Origin of the sequence: Falsibacillus albus, assembly GCF_003668575.1 — a bacterium.
Lineage (GTDB): Bacteria > Bacillota > Bacilli > Bacillales > DSM-25281 > Falsibacillus > Falsibacillus albus.
The window spans coordinates 75,281-95,413 of the sequence record NZ_RCVZ01000004.1 but is presented as its reverse complement, the minus strand read 5'-3'; the positions used below and the strand labels follow the sequence as shown (position 1 = coordinate 95,413).

Sequence of the window (20,133 nt, the reverse complement as noted above, 5' to 3'; positions counted from 1 at the left end):
CATAATTATACCATTTATTTCTATCAATCTATAACTTTACTCTTTGGGAACGAGGATTTGTCCCGCTTGTCCAATTTTCAACAGTGTCTGCATAATCGCTTTTGAAAGCTGACTTGATTTGTATGGCTTGATCAGATAATCATTCGCCCCAAGCTGAAACCCTTTTTCTTTTTCATCCAAAGCGGTGGAAACGATGATCGGAATATATTTTAACTCAGGGTCTTCCTTTAAATGCTTCATGATTTTCCAGCCGTCTAATTCATCTTCATCTTCTGCAAGCATGATATCCAGCACTATGGCATCTGGAATCGTATTTTCCAAGGAATTTAATGCTTTCCTGCCGTTTACATGATGCTCGATCCTGAAACCACTATCGGACAACTCTTGTGAAATCAATTCCGCCAAACTTTTGTCATCTTCAATGATCATGATTTTATAAGGACTCGTTTTTTTCTTGTCATTGCCATCATCTCCCGCTTCGTTATCAATTACAGAAGGAACGGAAGGGAATGAAACTGTGAAAATACTACCTTGACCATAAGTGGATCGTACAGTTATGTCGCCTAGATGCGCCTTCACGATTTCCTGGACGATTGCCAGCCCAAGGCCAGTACCGCCAATCCTCCTCAGGTCGGTGTTATCGACTCGGTAAAACTTCGTGAAAATTTTATCCAGCGCCTCTTCAGGGATTCCCAAGCCCATATCCTCAATATCCACGCAAAGCCGATCATTTTTATTGTATAAATTCACCTTGATAGTCCCGCCATCCGGTGAATATTTTATGGCGTTATTAATCAGATTGGTGAATATTTGCTCGATTTTTAATTTATCACCAAGGATGACATCATTGTCTGTGTCAGAATTGATTGTAAAGTGGTGAAGTTGTGTATGAACCTGTTGGTGATTGATCACATTATTTAGGATCGGTTTCAGTTCAATATATTTCTTTTCGTATGTCTGTTTGCCCGCTTCCATCCTTTGTACGTCCAGGAAGTCGTTGATGAGTGCCGTTAATCGGTTGGCTTCACTTAAAATTGTTGCCAAGTACTTCTTCTGCCTTTCAGCTTTAAGTTCCCGATTCATCATTAATTCCGTGAATCCCAGAATGCTTGCCAAAGGTGTCCTTAATTCGTGGCTGACTGTACTGACAAATTCAGACTTCATTTGATCAACTTCGAATTCCTTTGTAATATTTCGATGGACAAGGATTTTACCGGCATGCTTGTCACCATTATATAGATCCTCGCAGTACACTTTATATACTTGATGTGAATCCTTCACACGATACGTGAAGGTGTTTCCTTGCTCGCACTCGTCTTTCAAAGCACCTTCAATGAATTGATCAAAGGCATCAGGATCGTCTGTTGAAGCACCCATGATTCTCTTCCACTCCTGCAATGGCAGTCCGATACCGCTTGCCATGGACGGAAACATTCGGCAGAGCTGCTCATTCACTTGGATAATCGCCCCATCCACATCGATCAGCTGAATTCCCTCTTGTACGGTATTCAAGATATCTTGGTTTAATCTCCGATCAGCTTCTGAAATTTCAAATATCTTGATTTTATCAAGGGTAACGCCGATTTGTTTTGCCAACGCTTCATATTCAACCATCGATTCCTTGGCAAACTCCTCGCCGAAACGGCTGTAAACCATGACGGCAATGACTTCTCCATCTGAAGATAGGACGGGAAGGTAAAGATCATAGCTGTATTGTGTACCATCATGATATCCCTTTTCAGCAGATGTGATCTCCCGCTTGATCGTGAATGGGGACTTCGTAAGATTTAGCCGCTCCAAGATTCCGCTCTCCAGATGTAATTGAAATTGCGATGCCCCTTGTTCAGTAATTCCGAAAGACGCACATGTACGCTCCTTCGTCATCGAAATGATACCTCTGTCCGCCTGGATGATTTTGCTCATATTGATAACGATGCTATTCAAGACTTCTTTTTTATTAAGTGATGTTGAAACATGATGAATCAACTCATTTCTCCTATTGAGTTTCGCCTCGTTATCCCGCAAAATGGTCAAGGCTGATTCCAGCTCTGACTGCTGTGCCTGAAGTTCATCCTGCTGTGCAAGCAATTCTTCATTGTGTGCAAGTAAATCTTGTTCCTTCTCCTGGACGCTCGCAACCATTTGCTTAAATGCAATGGCCAATGCCCCCAACTCATCTCGCCTGCTTTCATCAACTTGAATCTCTGCATCTTTTCCTTTGGCGATTTCATTTGCAGCAAAGGCAAACTGTGATAGCGGCTGGCCTACCTGTCTGACCATGATCCGGATGATTCGGAATAAAGCAAATAATATCAGCAGTATATAAAGGATGAAGCCCAATTGAAGATAAGTTTGTTCCTTTGTCAAATTAAGGACATTTTGATTCAACTGATCACTTAGAAGAGTGATATAAGATTTGGCATCATCTTCAAAAGCATTGATTTTGGCCGTTCCGCCATTATTGGCAAATGCAATCACTTTATCAGTCTGACCTTTTTCAAAATAGGCAATGTTCTTTGGGAGAGCAGAAGTAAAATAGTACCCTTGGAAATCAGCTAGATTTTTTTCAAACTCTTTATCTTCACTTGTACTTGAAAGCTTTTGAAAATCTTCCTTCATTTTCTCAATGTCGTTTTCATTATCGATCGCCCTGTCTTTTAATGATGAATTATGAAAGGCAAAGTATCCGCGAATATCAAACATGGCGGAAGTGAATGTTTGATCGATCTGTCTTGCCAGATTTACTTTTTTTACAAGAATGGCCCGCTCATTGGTATAGGAAGTATATAAATATTTCTCAGTCAAAGAAAGGATGGCCGTGCCCAGTATGAATAATAGGATGAAGAGGCTCATCAAGACAATGAATTGCCTTGATAAACTCTTTCTGACATATTGATTGAAATTCATCCGAGGATCTCCTCTACCTTATTCAACAGCTGAAGAGGACTGAACGGCTTGGCGATAAAATAATCCGCTCCTTCTTCGATGACGCGGTCCTGTTCATATTGCTGGCTTTTGGCCGAAAGCATCAGGATTTTCACTTTGTTATTTCTTTCACGGCTCCTGACTTCCCGGATGACTTCCAAGCCGGAACAAACAGGCATCATATAATCCAAGATCAACAGATCGTAATCTTTTGTCTCGAAGAGCTGAAGGGCTTCCTCTCCGTCAGCAGCTTCGTCCACATCGAAATCTTCATCCTCCAACGTATCGACAACCAGCATTCTCAATACTTCTTCATCTTCGGCCAATAGAATCTTCTTCAATTTGCATCCTCCTTGAGGTCAGTTTGTTTATATGCATCTTGTAAAATTTCATAGGATTGCTTCAACCTCTCATGATATTGAGGCTCTTCCCAATTATTCCATGTATAGACAGATGCATCTGCTCCGCTTATAAGGTCATTCTTTTGCTGTGGGAACTCTGATGAAACAGAACCGCCATTTGTTTCTACTACAGCCAATTTGATTCCATTGATTACATCTTTGCCTTCGAGTCCACTTTTCCAAAGATCACCCAATATTTCTTTCTGGCTTGGATCTTTCATGTTCAACAGCATCCAAGGAATCCGCAGTTCAATGGATTTTTTATCATCACTGACACTTATATCGGTCAAAGAATTAAAATTTTTATCGTCTGGATTGGCTGTGCCAAACAATAGTTTTCCTGTTTCATATGATTGGAACCCATATGATTTTCCTGTCGACGGGATCGTAAATGGTTTATTGAGTGCATAGCGGATCGGATTGAACACCCCATTGTTTTTCTGTGAAGCTGTCGGCATCGGGGGAATCATGTGTAAAAGATGCCCGTATTGGTATTCAAAAGGATCATAATAGCTGTCGACAAACACCCGTGTATTCTTTTTCCCATTAATCTCTACGAGGAAATCGATGCCGAAATCCGTGTTAATCTTTTTGCCTCCTTCAATCGGAATCGCCTTTTGTCCTTGATTTTGTATGGTGTCCAAAAGTACATACGTATGATCTTGCTGCAGATTCAGCTTCCTGCTGTAGTCAACCCGCAAATATAAATACGCATCATCGGAAGAGACGTACATCTTTTTAAGGGAAGAATCCTTTTTCTTCGATTGATAAATTGGATCGGTTCCCTTCTTCTCCCAATCCCCGTCGTTGCCATCCACATAGATCGCATCGTCCAATTTTCCAGGTTCGAATCCTAGAAGGCCAAAATGCTGCTCATTCGTCTGCATGTTGCTCCAGAACGGCCTGCGGTTCGGGTCGTCATACTCCATCGTATTCCACGTTCGCTTAAACCACTCATCCTGCCATGTAAAGACAAGCCCACCTGCATATCCCTCATCTACAATATTTTCGAAGAGGCGTTTATCGATTTCACCTTGCTCCTTTTCCGAATGGAATCCTTGATTCATGCCGGAAGCATTGCGATGGGTCATCCCACGGGATGCGGGGACGCCAAACTCTGCAACGAGGACCGGCATTTGATGTTTTGAAATCAAATCATGCAAATATCCGGCATAATTATTTTTCTTCCCATCTTTATCGACATAATCGGTATAATCCTTTTCGTAATTAAGAAAGTCGGGATAATACGGATAAATATGATAAGAAGCAAATAAGCCTGCATGAAAGCCGTTGGAAGACTTTATATGATTTGGATCCACTGAAACCAAGTCTTCATCTTTAGAAGGCTCTGCAGGATGGTGAAGAAGATCTGTCGTCGGCCAGTTCGTAAAGCTCATCGAATGCTGCCAATGATAGGTTTCAGATTCATATGACATCGTGTATTCCATATTTTCTGCCAGCCACATTTCAAATGGGGATGCATCATCTGTATGAAAGTAATGGCCTGAGAACTGAGGTTTACCTTTGTATTTGTCATTTGTATGTTCGACCGCCTCAGGATCCCACTCAATCCCAAGCATATACCCGAGAACATAGCGGGAAATATCGTACTTATATTCACCTGATGCATGCCCCGGATTGGCAGGGATGCTTGCTTTCCCGTGGATGATATCCACCATATCCTTCAATTCTCTTCTGAAATCTTCCGTTACGTCCTTGCTGTAAGCATCCTGTGTCCTTACCAGGCTCTCCTCATTTACCCACGCTCCATGGATGAGATACAATGGTTTCTTTGCAGTTTGATTGTATTCATAAAAAGCTTCATAAAACGCTGGTGGATGAAGCGTGTAGACGCGGATCGTATTGGCATTCATTTCACCGATTTCTTTAAACCAGCGCAAATATTCATCTTTTGAAATAGCCGTTTCCCCTGGAAAAGCACCAGGCTTTGCAATTCCCATGTTTACCCCTTTGACTAGGAAGTTTTCCCATTTCCCGTTTTTCAAAATTTGAAGATAGGACGAGTTTGTTTTACTATTCAGCTTAACGCCATCCTGCTCCGAAGTTTCCACTGATTCTGGTTTGACCGGGTCGTTGATTCCGCTGCTTAATATTTGCTTCATCATCGGGACATAAACCTTCCAATAAAATGATCCTTTTGCCCCGAAATATTCTTTTAACCTTGTGAGTCCGACCGTTTGATAAATATCTGGCACTTCCGGTTCATCCGCATAGTCTCCTGCAAAATAGTAAGATGTGTATTTTGCATTCCGCTGGTGGACCACAGCTGGAAAGGTTGTCGGGATTCCAAAACCTTTCAACTTTTTCTGAGCATCTTTTGTGACAGATAGGTGATAATTTGCGAGTACCTCTTGTTGATTGCGGGCATGGACAATATCAAACCAATATTGATACGTTCCATTAAAATGGTGCCCGAAAGCTTTCTTCCCATTGTCCGTCAATAAAAAATCCGCTCCGCTGCCCTTTAATTCGCTTTGATCCAAGACAACGACAAAATCATTTTGATTGACTAATACGATTCCTTTTCCTTTATAATTCCACTTCCCATTTTTGGATTCGTAGTCTTTTTTGATCCAAACAGGAACCTCTTTACTCGATAAATCAGAGAAATACCTCCCGATCCAGCCATCCCAATCTAAATTTAAAAGATTCGATACTTTTTCTTTAACGTCATTTTCGGTTGGACTGGCAAACGTGTTGAATTCCGCAATCAAGGTCTTTCCTTTATTTTTGATAAGGGAGTGTTCAATCTTGTCTAGATCATCCATTGATAATCCGCCATATAAGGTTTTCGAACGTTCCCCTGTTGGATTTGTTCCATTAAGATCCTTTTCATAAACGCCATATTGATCTGTCAGATAATAGACAGCATATTTATCCAAGTCCTTTGGAAGCGGCTTTATTTTGAAATTATTCCCTTCAACAGGAACAACCCCATCATAATCGGCATGATCATCGTATGTAGTTTGATCGCTTTTCTTATATTTTTGATTATTCAGCAGCCAAACAAGACCTTTATGTTCGCGAAAACTCTTATCCGGGACTGTTTTGTCCAAAATCAGTACATTCAGTTCTTTGCTTGATTTTAATTCCCATAGCCAGAATGGACTTGTCAAAACGATGATGATCAGCACAACAAACGCGATGACCTTCCACGGTGATGATGTAAATGTCGTCTTCATTGTGAAACACCTTTTCTTTGCATTTCTCCCCAGCTCTTTTCTCCAATGATCATTTGCCAAATTCCTTCACAGCGCCATAAAACTGTCAAAGGACGATACCAAAACGTTTCAGTGACCGAGTATAAAAATAATTTGATGATATCGTTGACTTTTGGGTATTTTCGAAGGCTCCATTCCTCCAGTAGGACGGCTGCCATAGAAAACAATGATCCGTAGAGACAGGACAATAAAAATATGAGAATTGCAAACTCCAAGTAGATGCCCCCGAGGAAAAAAGCAAGAATCACATATAGGTAGCCCATTAATTCAATGATTGGCCCAAAGAATTCAACAATCCAAAAGTATGGGAAGGAAATGAATCCTACCAGACCGTATTTTGGATTGAACATCATTTTCCTGTGGGTCCACAAACTCTCGAATAACCCCCGGTGCCATCTTCTTCTTTGTCTTCTCAAGAATTTTGTATCCTCTGGAACTTCTGTCCAGCAAACGGGATCAGGGACATAGACAATTTTTTTCACTGCTCCTTTTTCCTTGATCAGCCTATGCAGCCTGACGACCAGCTCCATATCCTCCCCGACCGTATCTTTCTTATAGCCTCCTGCTTCCACTACCCAATGTTTGGAGAAAACACCAAATGCTCCGGAAACGATCAAGAGCAGATTATGCCGGCTCAACCCGATTCGGCCCATTAAAAATGCACGCAAGTATTCAATGATCTGCATGATCACCAATGGACTACTGGCTAATTTTATTTGCTTCATATTTCCGTTTTGGATGTCGCACCCGTTCGCGATCCTGATGCTGCCTCCAGATGCAATGACCTCTTCCGATGAGTCCATGATTGGTTTCATCACTTTCAGGAAAGCATCCCTTTCCAACACTGAATCACCATCCAGTGAACATACATAAGGAAAGTGGGAGAAATTCAATCCAACATTCAAGGCATCCGCCTTACCTCCATTTTCCTTCTCGATCAAAAATAAATTTGGCAGCGTTTTAGACTGATAGATCCTTTTTATTGGATTGGCTTCAATCTGTTTTCGAACAACCTTTTGCACCTCAGCCATCTCATATTGATCAATCATTTTCTGTGAGGTATTATCCTTCGATCCATCATTGATGACGATGATCTCAAAAGAAGGATAATTGATGCTTAGCAATGAGCGCACGCTTTGAATGATTCCTGCTTCTTCATTATAGGCAGGGACAAGGATCGAGACCGGTCTCGTAAACATCTCATTTGTATATTCTTCATAGCTTTGTTCACGGTCCAGCTTGTATTCACGCCTGAGTTGGATGACCGAAATGAATAAAATTGTCGAGTAGAAGCAGATGACAATGACCATATAAACAGCAATGAACCATCCGAAGAAAAGCACTGTATTTGACCATAGATGTTCAAGCATTATGATTCTCCTTTATTGATCCATTCCCACGCCATGTCACGGGCAAAAGGATCCTCCGAGTTTTCAAGAATTTGATGCAGCAGCTGATATCCTTTTGGGATAAGAGTCATTGCTTGGCCTGCCTGCGACCTTACATACCAGGACCGATCATGCAATAAGTCTTTCAAGGCTGTTAAGAAAGACTCTTCCTTGACGACCCCAAAGAGTTTCGCCGCCATCATTCTTTCTTGCCAGGACTCCGACCTAGACAAAAATGAGTATTTATCTGGATCCTTGACGTATCCAATCGACGCCAACGCCTTTAAAGCCCTTAATCGAAGCTCACCTTTATTCGCCTGAAAGACGGATTCGAGAAAAGGAACATAATTAATTTCTTTTTTCACGCCCATCACTTCCAAGACAGCGTACTGGAGGTTGGCGTCCATTCGATGGAAACCTGCAATAAAAAATTCAAAATGATTTTCGTTCAGTTTCATTAAAATGCTGCGATATTCAAAGTCAGATAGATTCGTATATTCATTCGTCAGCATATCGTGGATACCATTCATCTGGAATGCTGCTAAAATTCGGAGGCAAACAAATTTTTCTTCTTTTGCTGCATTGTTTTTTTGTAAACAATGCATGACCGGTTGTTGGAGTGATGTTAATTTGAAATCCTCAATATGGTATAAGGCATTCATCCGCTTACTCCATTGCCGGCTATTCAATTCTTTAACGTAATATGTGGAAAGGTGGCATTGAGCCATTTCCTCTATCCGCAGTTTGGCTTGCACATCAACAAGGATTTCTGAATACTTTCTTAATAGATTTTCAATCGCCCGCTTTTTCACCAAAGATTCAGTCGATAATTCCCTGGTGATGTTCCCTTCAGAAATATAAGTGTAGAGGAGTGGATTCATTCTATCTTTTTCAATTTCTATTTTTCGCATGGTTTTATTTTCCATATATTTTCGGATGATTAAATATAGAAGAAGAACAGATAAAATGGCTAAAATCACAACTGCAGCCATGACAACTGCGAAAATTCCACTTTGCAGCATATTAAACCATCCTCTTAATCAATCGATGTATTCTTGCCTGCAGTTCTGTCATACTGAAGGGCTTTGTAACATAGTCATCCGCTCCAAGCTTCAATGCCCTGGCAATGTCTTTTTCATTTTTTCTTCCTGTTAGCATGAGTACTTGAAATTGGTTAGCATTTGGCAGCAATTTCACTTTTTGAAGTACTTCTGTTCCATCCATGACAGGCATGATTCCATCTAATATGAGGAAATGCTGTCCGATTTGAATATGTCTTTCTGAATCAAAAAATTTAGAACCATCCTCATAGGCGGCAAGATCGAAGGAGACGCCTTCAATGTCCATCGACTGGAGTATTTTCATGAGCATTGTCCGAATGATGATATCATCATCGATGACAGAAATGAAAAGGGGTTTCTTATTCACGATCACTTCATGGGAGCATGCCATTTCGACTCTGGCCCTGCCATTTTCTTTTGCCTTGTACAATGCAAGATCGGCTGATTCTATAATCGTATTCGCTGAGGTTTCATGGTTCGAAACCATATAACCCCCTGCAGAAAAGGTTGCCGTGATCTCAATCTCGCTTTTTGATATTATGGTTTTTGAAAATTCAGCCAAAATCCTTTCCAATATAGCCTTCGTTTCTTCCCCTGTAGTCCCCGGAAACAATACAACGAATTCTTCGCCTCCATATCGGAATACATGATCAGTACTTCTGACTCGTTCCTTGAGGAATTGTGCAAAATGCACTAGAACGTGATCTCCCATCAAATGGCCATAAGTATCATTGACCTGTTTAAAGTGATCGAGATCAATGATCGCGACGGAAAAATATCCACCTTGCCGTTTCAATTCATCAAGTGAACTTTCCAATACTGAAGCAAGATGCCTTCTATTGTAAACTTGTGTGAGCTCATCAATCAGAACCGATTGATCAAATATTTTCTTTCGTTCGAGATGCCTTTCGACACGTACGATGAATTCTTCCAGGTCGATCGGTTTGGAAAGAAAATCATCCGCACCTGATTTATAAGCAGCAATACGTGTTTCACGATCATTTTGGATGCTCATCATAATTTTAGGAATGAAGCGTTTATGATGATTTCCCTGTATTTCTTCCAACAGCTGAAATCCATTTTTCATCGGAAGATTCACATCAATTATCAAACAGTCTGGATGCAGATCATAATATTGATTAATGGCGATGGTGGGGTTTGTATTGGCAAGCACCATCCACCCTTGTTCTTCCAATGCATCCTTCAGTAGTACTACCATCGAGATATCATCATCGATCACTTGGATCAATGGAACATCACCTTTTCTATTTATAGATGAACAATCAAGGACTGTTTGAAAATTTTCGTATTCATAACTCAGCCTCACCAATTCATACAAAAAATCCCTTAGGTCAGAAGGTTTCCACAATTTATCTGAATCCTCATTGGATTTTTCCAACAATCTATCCGCTGTTTGATGCAGACCGACCATTCCGATCGTTCCTGACGTACCTTTGATCGAGTGTAAAAAACGGTAAACCTCCTCATTAGGGATGTCCCTATCTGGTTCTGACTCAAACCAGTTCAATAATTGGCTTTTGATTTTTTCATAAAGTAAATTTTTATATTTGCTCATATTCATTTATGACACCTCATTTTATGTTGGCACTCGTTTGTGAAAAGGGTTAATTGTTTGTATTCCATTCGAAGAATTATATACTTATTAAATGATTTGGAAAAGATATAGTTTTTTTCCAATGTTTTAATATGAAAAACATATCATAACACTATGAAAATTTCATATTGAGAATGTGTCTTTCACCAAAAACTGGACTTTCTTATCATAAAAATAAAAGAAACCCCTGTCATATGACAGGGACATTCTCTCTTACAAAAACCTTTTAATTTTAGGAAAAACCTTTACTGCAGTATGATAAAACACATCTTCATGATATTCCTCAGGAATGATATCTTTCACGAATTCAATATACGGCTGAACCGGAACAAGGGGCCAGTCGGTGCCAAATAGAAATTTCTTATAATTATCCGTAAAAGTCAACGCATGCTTCAGGTGATTGAAAAAGCGAGGTGAGGAATGGTATCGCTTTATATCCTCTGCATTCCCGACCACCAAACCGGATAGGTCCGCAAACATATTGCGGTTTTTATATACAACTTCCGCTCCATCCAGCGTCCATGGATCGCCGAAATGCGCCATAACAAAGTTCACATTGCGATGCTGGACAGCCACTTCATCCAACGTTAAAGGATGGGAGTATTTCAAAAGGCCCCGCTCCGAATACGTATCGCCAGTATGAAAAACGACCGGCATCGAATATTTTGCAGCCAGTTCATATACAGGTTGATAAATCTCATCATAGGCATAAAATCGATAATAGCCCAGGTAGATTTTCATTCCGACCACTTTGGGATCATTCAGTGTTTTTTCTAGCGCCTCCAAATCAGGGGCTTCAAGATGGTGAGGATTGACTCCTGCACAATAGACGACCGAGTCAGGGATCCTTTCATCAAGATCCAGTCCCATGGGGGTTGGCGATAAAGGATCGGGAAATCCGGCGTTTTCTTTTTCCGTCAACCCCATTCCGATGCCAAGAGCCACATCCGATTCCTCGTATTCTTTCATGATCCCCTCATAGGAGTAATCAAGCATGGACTGATTTTTTGCTGTTTCTTTAAAGCTCTCAATATTTGAAAAGTGCATATGGGCGTCTATGATCTTCATGTAATTCTCCTTTACAGCTGAAATTAATGCAGTTCATTGAAATGAATGGCCTTTAAACTGGATAATGCATCATCCTCAATCACTTCATCATTAATCAAGAAAAATATTGGGGAAGCGAAAGAATGATGCCTATTCTCGATATTTAATTTTGTCGTGCCGGCAATCAACATAACTTCTTTGTTAATGTATGATCCAAGTTTTGTTTCCTGTAAATCGGTAATGACCTGAAGGATGTCCGTATGTTCAGTGGTTCCGAAATGTGCACTGCGGCCGACTCTCATTTCCTGCTCACCTTTCCCGCCGTGGAGCTTCTGCCATTCCCCGCCGATGCCTTGAAAATTACCCCAGCGCTCATACATTTCATCGCCAGAAAGAAGGAAACAATTCGTCCCCCATTTTTTCATATCGATGAGTTGGCCCGAATGGTTTATGATTTGTGCCGTATGGCAAAGGATCGGGACACCAGGAAGCAGGAGGAAGTATTGATGAAATTCGACCCCGCTGTACTTTTCATGTTCCTTAAGCTTTACGATAAGCTTCAACCCTTCCCATTCATTCCCCTTTGAATCGAATAATTTCGCACGCTCAGCATAAGCGTTTTCTTTGAGGATGGAATTGGGACTGATATCTCTCAATGCGCTGCCTATCCCTCCTGGCCATGGATTCCACCAAGATTTTGACTTTGCTCTAGGGAAGGATGTATCCAACCATTCCTTTCCATTCGCCTTCAATGAGAAAAGATTAGGATAAAATGTTGGAGCAGCAGTGATTTCTATCGGTCCATTCGAACAGACGAAAGTTTCGATCCCTTCCATCATTCCCGTTTTGAAGTTAATCGGTGCACTTCCTTTTTTGATGAAAAGGGATCTTGCTTCCGTTTCAACGGAATCATACTTAATATTTGCCGACATCACCCCGACTGGATCCGAACAGCTCACATCCACGAGTAAGTCTTTCGTTTTCATATGATCATCTTTGGAGACCTTCTCTTGCAGCAGTTCTTTCCCGCAAGCTGATATATTCATAGATCCATTTAGATAAGAAGCTTTATACTCTTTTACGGATGCTGCGACTGTTTCTCCCACAATGAATGGATTGCCCCCATTCAGTTTAAACGCTAAATGTTCAGTGAGAGGTTCTTTTTCGAGCCTTTGCTGCATGGCGAACTCCCTGAAGGAATGCCAATCATGGAATGCCCCGAATGATAGATAGACGGGGTTTGTGGCGACAGTTTCGTTCGCCTCCATCCTTCCAATCCGATGTTCAAAGTATATATACCAATTGCTGAAGTGAACGTTCTCTGCCGGTGACCAGCAAATTCCTCTCGGGGAATCATCGGATATCCTGGAGAAAATCCAATTTTCCGTAATAGAATCACCTTTCCAATACTCATGAAAAGAACCTATCGTATCCTTCATCTCGATCATGTCATTCTCATATGGGATGACTGCCCGCTCGAGATTCTGATAAATCGGATTCGTCAGCCAGATTTCCTCCGCTGTTTCATGTTCACTTGTATTTTCGATTTCATAATGGTGCTCGACCAAACCTTCACTATACAATTTGGCGACCTTATGGAGTTTTATGTCAGGAAATGCCTTCGATTGAAACGTAGCTCGAAAGCCGATCCAGCTCCCTTCTTCCATGAATTGGACTCGTTCTGCCCGTATTTTCGAAAATTCTTCGGAAAACGGCTTGCCAAGCTTCGGATACATGAACATGGATGCTTGATCTTTCGTTTCTTCCTTCCCAGGTATCAGCCAATTATCAAATTTGTCCAGCCACATCTGAAATTGCCCATTAAATACTTCATATCGATGTTCATTTTCTCCTGCGAACCTAGCGCCGATACCTTTAAAGGCGAATCCGATTTTTTTCGAAAAAACAAGCAAAGTTTGATCTGATTTCTTTGCAGTGATCTCCACTTCATGCGAATAATACCCATGCCTTTTTAACGTATAGCGGATAGGAATCGAACACTTTGACTTTGGTCCAAGCTTAAAGAAGTACTTTCGTTCATCAAGGACGATGAGTTCACTCTCAGGCATGACAAATGAATACTCAATTTCTTCTTCAAAATTATTTTCCAAATCAACATAGATGGTTCCCTTATTGCCCAAATATGTAAGGTTTTCAATTGTCTTGCAAGCAATATTGGCTGGGAATTTCGGCATAAGCCCAATTTTGAAGAAAGCAGCCTTTCCATTTATCATCACTTTTGTATTGACTGTTGGATGTGTTCGCCATAAATTTTGGTCCTCATCGATCTTATCTAGATAAAATGGTGCATCAATGGTGATATCATCCTTGACAGTAATGGCTCTTTCGAAGTTGAATCGGATGTTTTTATGATGTTCCCCCAGAAAAGAAATTTCGAGTGGACGTCCGCTCTTATTCTTGATGTGATACCGGATTTGATATTCTGACCCAAAGACGAGCTTAAATTGTTCGATGGAGGCTGAGATCCTATAGTCGTCAGTCTCGATTGCACGAATACCCCTTCCGGATCTCTCAAACTCCATTTTCAAGCAGCGGCCATTGTCGCTCCAGGAATACTCGTAGTAATCAAATCCATTTTCCTTCTTTCCGTCAGGGCTCACCTCTATCAATCTTGTACTTGCAGAATACCAGTCTACATCTTGAAAAAATTCCTTAACAGCTTCTGTATGGAGCACGCTTGGCATGAAATTCATCAAATGGGTTGTATCTTCGCGCTCTTCCCAAAAAAAGCCGCACTTTTTATAAAGCGGCACTGCTTTCGTGTTGCCTGGCCATGTATATAGATCGAGCCGCGGCCATTTCATTTCTATTGCACGTTCCAACGCTTTCAAAACAAGCAGTTTCCCGACCTTTTTCCCGTGGTAGTCCCCACGTACATTAAGCAGTGGAATATAAAGGGCGCCCTCATCCTCCCGATATTCACCTAAGCTGCAGTACCCGACGACCTTCTCACCGTCCAACGCCAAAAAAAGATGCAGATTCGTTGAATTCGCCTCTTGCTTTAATACCTGCTCTTCTGTCTGGATTGTATTTCCGCCTCCCCAGCCGTCCTGACTGTTGTTCCACATCTCGGCAACAGCGGCCGCGTACTTGGGATGATACTCTACTATTTCATATTGCTTGATCATTTGCTTCAATTTCCCTACCCCCATTTGCGCAAATCCTCACCCAAATCCACATTCAAAAATTGGGTGTTTATTCCATATTCGGGATAACGGAAAGGAAATCCTACTTTCTTATGAAATTTATCCTCATTAATTCTGTTCTCCCAATGATTGGTTTCGACAACAAACACTACCTATATAAAAAGCTGAACAGGGCACCCTGTCAGCTTTTTTAATAATCACTTTACAATTCCCATTACAAATCCGTCATACCCTTTGCTCCCTACTGTTTGAATCGCAGTTGAATCGATTCTTTCCTCTTTTGAAAGCAAATCAATGAACTCGCGTGAACCAAGAACACTCTCATCTGAAGTAGCTGTATCGATTACGTTTCCATTGCGAACCACATTATCCCCTATGATGACAGCCCCTGAGCGGCAGACCTTCAATGCCCATGCAAGATAATTGGCGTTGTTTACTTTATCGGCATCGATGAAGACAAAATCGAAGTCAATCTCCCCTTTTTCTTTCAGCTTCGGGAGGGAATCGATGGCAGGTCCAACCATGATCTCAACTTTGGATTCCACTCCAGCCCTTTTCAGGTTCTGTCTGGCAATGTCCGCATGCTTTTTTTCATACTCAAGCGTAATAAGACGGCCGTCAGACGGGAGGGCACGAGCAAGCCAGATCGTGCTGTATCCACCAAGCGTCCCGATTTCAAGGATTTTTTTTGCCCCTTTCAATCTTGCCAGCAAGTGCAGAAACTTCCCTTGCAAAGGAGATACATCGATCGGTGGGAGGCTTGCAGCTGCATTCTCTTTTAAAACCTCCTCCATCACTTCATCGTTTGCATGGAGCATGGAACTGAAATATTCATCTACCTGATTCCATTTATTTTTATCCTTCACCGAAAACACACTCCCTTCCTTATTAATTTAACAATACTCCCAAACTGAATTGTATCAAAATTCAAACATTTCCGGTTGTTTAAAATAAGGAAAATTAATACTAATTTTTTAAAACAAAAGTAGAACACATGTTCCTTGTCGGGCTATTTTCTGTTATAATCTAGAAAAAAGGAGTTGTACTATGGATAAGAAGTCGCTGATGATCATTCAGGAGTTTCAGAACTTTACAAGCTGGGTGATTAATTTGAATAAAGTTGAAAAAGAGCTATGGAGTGTTCCAATTTCAGAGGGAAAGTGGACTACAAGTGAAATCATCGCCCATATTATGAATTGGGACAATTATCTGCTATCCGAAATTATTCCGGCAGTCAAAGATGGTATGGCCATGACGTTCCCCGATTTTAATGAATTCAATCAAATGGCGTCTGATTACGCTCAATCAGGAATATCTCAAACGTCACTGATTAAGGAAACCATTCAAAAGAGGGACTTGCTGACAAAAGAGCTGTTGAATATGCCTGTCGAGGTTCTTACCCGCCATACCAATGCCAATGGGGTGGCATCTTGCCCTCATACTGGTGAACCATATTCCCTTATCTATATTATAAAAGAATTCATCGACCACGACCGCCATCACCAGAATCAAATTATTCAGTTTCTTGAAGGAAAATGAGGATGGGACATAACTAATCCACATCACTTAAATGACGAACAATATCAGTATAATCCATGTTTTAAGGATCTGTTATTACACCGCTGTTGATTTCTGTGCAAGACTTCCGCGGGGCCCCCTCGCTTCGCTGCGGGATCTCACCTGTCCCGCTCATCCCGCCGGAGGCTCCATCTTCCACTCCAATCAACAGCTAGAACAAGCTGAAAACAACAAACACGCTTTAACAAAACCTATAAAAAACCGAACAAATTGGAATTCCCAAAAAAAGAATTTGAATTATTGTTCGGATTATTTTGACTAAAAACCATTCTCTTTCATCTATTCTTTATACCAATTTTCGTCGAACTCAAGATTGATGGCCTTTTCAAAGCAAATACCAAAGCGGATAAAACCTCTCCCTCTGGCCGTAATGATTCGTCCGTCCTTGACAACCAATTCATCTGCATAATTTTCTTTTTGAAAGACACCCGCATTAGTCAATAAAAAGGTGAACTTGCAATACTGGCAATCTTTATCTCATGTAGAACCGATAATTTTCGAATGAAATTTATGTAGAGATTTTCCTTATTTATTTTAAAGATATCCATACACCACGGCAGAAGGAGACTTTCAATTTCGTTCAAGTCAACTTCACCCAATGTTGCATCTATAATGGCTTCCAGTCCTGCTTCACCTCTAACAGGGGATTTATCTATCCCAATCAATAGGCTTACCACCTTGCATTAAAATGGATAACGGATAGCCCATACTCGCTGTATTGTGGATATAATAGAACTGCTTTCTTTTTCAAGTATCGCATACCTTCCTCTTTCCATTGGTTGACACTCTACAAGATTAAGAACATTCCTTTTTTATTACATAATTCTACCATATGTTTAACGTGATGGATTGAATATTTATGTATTGATAAAATGATTGATAGGATTCTTTATAGACATAAAAGAAGGGAGCCCTCCTCATGGTAAACAAATTGACGTTACGCACAAACGGCCGCGATCAAATGATTGATGTGACCGATCAAGTCCAGGGAATCGTTTCACAAAGCGGTGTACAGGACGGGGCAGTCATGGTTTATTGCCCACACACAACGGCAGGTATCACAATCAACGAGAACGCAGACCCGGATGTTAAAAGAGATATGATCCGCCGATTTGACGAGATATACCCATGGGAACATGAGCTGGATCGGCATATGGAAGGAAATACGGCTGCCCATATGAAAGCAAGCACCGTTGGATCCTCCCAGCAAATCATCATATCGGATGGGAGACTGCTGCTGGGAACTTGGCAAGGCATCTATTTCTGCGAATTTGATGGTCCACGGACGCGTAATTATTATGTGAAGATTCTCTGAACAAAAAAGCACTCAATTGAACGGGCATACTTCTTTTTATACAGAGTGTCCGTTCCTCCCATCCCTAATTACCCCTCTCCCCATTGCAACACTTTTCAAACTATTTTATGATATGTACATCATTCACTTCGGATATATCAAACTATGAATTAAAGGAGAATTAAGATGACCACTTTTTTAGATCGTAAGAATGGGGTTTTCCCTTCCGTTTGTTCGCTTGACTGTCCCGATCAATGCGGATTGCTTCTTCATAAGGAAAATGGAAGAATCGTCAAAGTGGAAGGAGATCCCAATCATCCCGTGACAAAGGGCAGCATCTGCAACAAGGTCCGTAATATGACATACCGCATCTATGATGAGAAAAGATTGAAATATCCATTGAAGAGGACGGGAGCAAAAGGAGAAGGTTCGTTCGAACGAATCAGCTGGGATGAAGCGATCAAGGTCATTACTAAAAAATGGAAGGAAACCATCGATGAAAATGGCCCTGAAAGTATACTCCCTTATAGTTTTTATGGCAATATGGGGAATTTAAGTGCAGAGGGCATGGACCGGCGATTCTTTCATCGCATGGGAGCATCCCTTTTAGATCGCACCATCTGTAATTCTGCCGGGTCTGTCGGCTATAAATATACGATGGGCGGAAGCTTCGGAATGGATCCAGAGGAAACGGTCGATTCCAAGTTGATTCTTTTTTGGGGAATCAATGCAGTTAGTACGAATATGCATCAAGTCACGCTTGCACAGAAAGCAAGAAAAAATGGTGCAAAGATCGTGGTCATCGATGTTCACAAAAATCAAACCGGACGCATGGCTGATTGGTTCATCCCGATATTACCCGGTACAGATGCTGCACTTGCCCTCGGCATCATGCATATCTTATTTGCGGAAAACATGGTCAATCAGAGATTCCTTGAGAATTTTACAGTCGGGCATGAGGAACTGCGTGAACACGTCAAGCAGTATGACCCCGACACAGTATCTCAAATTACTGGTGTACCGGTAAAAGATATTTATGAACTTTCCCGTTTGTATGGAACAACCTCCCCTACCTTTATCCGGATCGGGAATGGTCCCCAGCATCACGACAACGGTGGGATGTGCATCAGGACCATTTCCTGCCTTCCCGCTCTGACTGGACAATGGATGAATAAAGGTGGCGGGGCCATAAAAGGAAACTCCGGCTTTCTTGCTTTCAACAGCGAATACCTTCAGAGGCCGGACCTGCTCAAATATAAACGAACAAGAGTCATCAATATGAACCTGCTTGGCGAGGCGCTGCTAACGTCTGTACCTCCCGTTAAATCCTTGTATGTGTATGGATCGAACCCGGTCGTTGTGGCACCCGAAAGTAATAAAATCCAAAGGGGGATGGAGCGCGAAGACTTATTTGTGGTCGTCCATGATTTGTTCCTAACAGAAACAGCAAAATATGCAGATATCGTCCTGCCGGCTACTTCATCATTTGAAAACACGGATTTTTATACATCTTATTGGCATCACTACATCCATCTCCAACAGCCCGTCATTGATGCATATGGGGAATCAAAATCGAACGTGGATGTTTTTCGGTTGCTTGCGGAGGCAATGGGATATGAAGATTCTGTCTTCAGTGAAAAGGAATCCGAAATGATTTCTGGGGCACTTAACAATCCCGGCAATGACTCCATGAGGATGATTGACTTTGAAAAATTAGCGGCCCAACAATATGCCAAAGCCGAGCGGCAGCCGCTCTTTCCAGGAGAACTGCCTACTCCAAGCGGAAAAATAGAGCTTTGTTCCAAGAAAATGGAGGACGATGGTTATCCCGCACTTCCAACTTATATCCCACTGGTCGATGATGGTGATTTTCCATACTTATTCGTGCCTGCTCCAAATCATAATTTTTTAAATTCAACCTTCTCCAACAACGATAAGCATGTCGAATTGGAAAAAAAGCACCCGAAACTCCATATGAATCAAAAAGATGCGATGAATGCAGGCATTGAAGACGGAGAAATGGTCCGCATATGGAATGAACGTGGAGAATGTGTGTTGAAGGCAAACATTGGTGAAAATGTGCTGCAAGGTGTTGTCGTCTCCCAAGGACTTTGGGCTGATGCTCCGGGGACAAAACAATTGGTCAATGCATTGACACCGGACCGTATCGCAGATATGGGAGGCGGTGCAACCTTCTTTTCTGGAAGAGTAAATGTTGAAAAACTAACTTTGTGAGGCAGAAAGAGCTTGGAGCGATTCCAAGCTCTTTTTTCAAATTGGTGTATTTTTTTAAGCAAAGATTGATTGAAAGAATGGTCAGGAGATTCAATTGTCGGTATATGGTTCCGTTTCAGAATGATCCACAACTTTTTCAACATCAAACTGGCTTTTGGCTTACAGTTAAACTATTAGCTT

13 protein-coding genes are annotated in these 20,133 nt (G+C 41.4%); 3 read left to right on the top strand and 10 right to left on the bottom strand.

Annotated features, from left to right (window positions below):
* Positions 1 to 36: 36 nt before the first annotated feature.
* The 9 genes from D9X91_RS07585 to D9X91_RS07545 form a co-directional block, all read right to left on the bottom strand.
* Positions 37 to 2,907: an ATP-binding protein gene (locus D9X91_RS07585; protein WP_121679995.1), complete on the bottom strand. Its 2,871-nt coding sequence runs from the start codon at positions 2,905 to 2,907 to the stop codon at positions 37 to 39.
* Positions 2,904 to 3,266: a response regulator gene (locus D9X91_RS07580; RefSeq protein ID WP_121679994.1), complete on the bottom strand. Its 363-nt coding sequence runs from the start codon at positions 3,264 to 3,266 to the stop codon at positions 2,904 to 2,906. The genes D9X91_RS07585 and D9X91_RS07580 overlap by 4 nt, the downstream gene beginning before the upstream one ends.
* Positions 3,263 to 6,529: a type 1 periplasmic-binding domain-containing protein gene (locus D9X91_RS07575; protein WP_121679993.1), complete on the bottom strand. Its 3,267-nt coding sequence runs from the start codon at positions 6,527 to 6,529 to the stop codon at positions 3,263 to 3,265. Before D9X91_RS07575 ends, D9X91_RS07580 begins: the two co-directional genes overlap by 4 nt.
* Positions 6,526 to 7,938: a glycosyltransferase family 2 protein gene (locus D9X91_RS07570; protein ID WP_121679992.1), complete on the bottom strand. Its 1,413-nt coding sequence runs from the start codon at positions 7,936 to 7,938 to the stop codon at positions 6,526 to 6,528. The genes D9X91_RS07575 and D9X91_RS07570 overlap by 4 nt, the downstream gene beginning before the upstream one ends.
* A complete protein-coding gene (locus D9X91_RS07565) occupies positions 7,938 to 8,978 on the bottom strand; it encodes a HEAT repeat domain-containing protein (protein ID WP_121679991.1) in 1,041 nt (346 codons plus the stop codon). Before D9X91_RS07565 ends, D9X91_RS07570 begins: the two co-directional genes overlap by 1 nt.
* A 1-nt stretch (position 8,979) precedes the next feature.
* Positions 8,980 to 10,599, bottom strand: a complete 1,620-nt coding sequence (locus D9X91_RS07560; protein ID WP_233569732.1) for a GGDEF domain-containing response regulator — start codon at positions 10,597 to 10,599, stop codon at positions 8,980 to 8,982.
* A 246-nt stretch (positions 10,600 to 10,845) separates the two neighbouring features.
* Positions 10,846 to 11,700, bottom strand: coding sequence for an amidohydrolase family protein (locus D9X91_RS07555; protein ID WP_121679990.1), 855 nt, complete (start codon positions 11,698 to 11,700; stop codon positions 10,846 to 10,848).
* 23 nt (positions 11,701 to 11,723) lie between these two features.
* Positions 11,724 to 14,828 carry a GNAT family N-acetyltransferase gene (locus tag D9X91_RS07550; protein WP_233569750.1) on the bottom strand — a complete coding sequence of 1,035 codons (3,105 nt, stop codon included), beginning with the start codon at positions 14,826 to 14,828 and terminating at the stop codon, positions 11,724 to 11,726.
* 215 nt (positions 14,829 to 15,043) lie between these two features.
* Entirely contained in the window at positions 15,044 to 15,712 is a 669-nt protein-coding gene (locus D9X91_RS07545) for an O-methyltransferase (protein ID WP_233569731.1), read from the bottom strand.
* Positions 15,713 to 15,893: 181 nt separating this feature from the next.
* Between D9X91_RS07545 and D9X91_RS07540 the strand changes: the two genes are divergently transcribed.
* Complete coding sequence (locus D9X91_RS07540) at positions 15,894 to 16,385, top strand: DinB family protein (RefSeq protein WP_233569730.1); 492 nt, start codon at positions 15,894 to 15,896, stop codon at positions 16,383 to 16,385.
* Between the two features lie 476 nt (positions 16,386 to 16,861).
* Here the strand turns inward: D9X91_RS07540 and D9X91_RS22835 are convergent, their stop codons facing one another.
* Positions 16,862 to 17,089 carry a hypothetical protein gene (locus D9X91_RS22835; protein WP_233569729.1) on the bottom strand — a complete coding sequence of 76 codons (228 nt, stop codon included), beginning with the start codon at positions 17,087 to 17,089 and terminating at the stop codon, positions 16,862 to 16,864.
* Between the two features lie 254 nt (positions 17,090 to 17,343).
* On the opposite strand from D9X91_RS22835, the gene D9X91_RS07530 reads away from it, so the two are divergent.
* The gene (locus D9X91_RS07530) at positions 17,344 to 17,739 is read left to right on the top strand and encodes a secondary thiamine-phosphate synthase enzyme YjbQ (protein ID WP_121679988.1); all 396 of its coding nucleotides are present in this window, start codon (positions 17,344 to 17,346) and stop codon (positions 17,737 to 17,739) included.
* Between the two features lie 165 nt (positions 17,740 to 17,904).
* Positions 17,905 to 19,953, top strand: a complete 2,049-nt coding sequence (locus D9X91_RS07525) for a molybdopterin oxidoreductase family protein (protein ID WP_121679987.1) — start codon at positions 17,905 to 17,907, stop codon at positions 19,951 to 19,953.
* Positions 19,954 to 20,133 lie beyond the last annotated feature (180 nt).

Bases quoted from the DNA above. Each gene is read 5' to 3' on its own strand.
- D9X91_RS07585 (WP_121679995.1), bottom strand. From the start codon at position 2,907: ATGAATTTCAATCAATATGTCAGAAAGAGTTTATCAAGGCAATTCATT.
- D9X91_RS07575 (WP_121679993.1), bottom strand. From the start codon at position 6,529: ATGAAGACGACATTTACATCATCACCGTGGAAGGTCATCGCGTTTGTT.
- D9X91_RS07570 (WP_121679992.1), bottom strand. From the start codon at position 7,938: ATGCTTGAACATCTATGGTCAAATACAGTGCTTTTCTTCGGATGGTTC.
- D9X91_RS07565 (WP_121679991.1), bottom strand. From the start codon at position 8,978: ATGCTGCAAAGTGGAATTTTCGCAGTTGTCATGGCTGCAGTTGTGATT.
- D9X91_RS07560 (WP_233569732.1), bottom strand. From the start codon at position 10,599: ATGAATATGAGCAAATATAAAAATTTACTTTATGAAAAAATCAAAAGC.
- D9X91_RS07555 (WP_121679990.1), bottom strand. From the start codon at position 11,700: ATGAAGATCATAGACGCCCATATGCACTTTTCAAATATTGAGAGCTTT.
- D9X91_RS07550 (WP_233569750.1), bottom strand. From the start codon at position 14,828: ATGATCAAGCAATATGAAATAGTAGAGTATCATCCCAAGTACGCGGCC.
- D9X91_RS07540 (WP_233569730.1), top strand. From the start codon at position 15,894: ATGGATAAGAAGTCGCTGATGATCATTCAGGAGTTTCAGAACTTTACA.
- D9X91_RS07530 (WP_121679988.1), top strand. From the start codon at position 17,344: ATGGTAAACAAATTGACGTTACGCACAAACGGCCGCGATCAAATGATT.
- D9X91_RS07525 (WP_121679987.1), top strand. From the start codon at position 17,905: ATGACCACTTTTTTAGATCGTAAGAATGGGGTTTTCCCTTCCGTTTGT.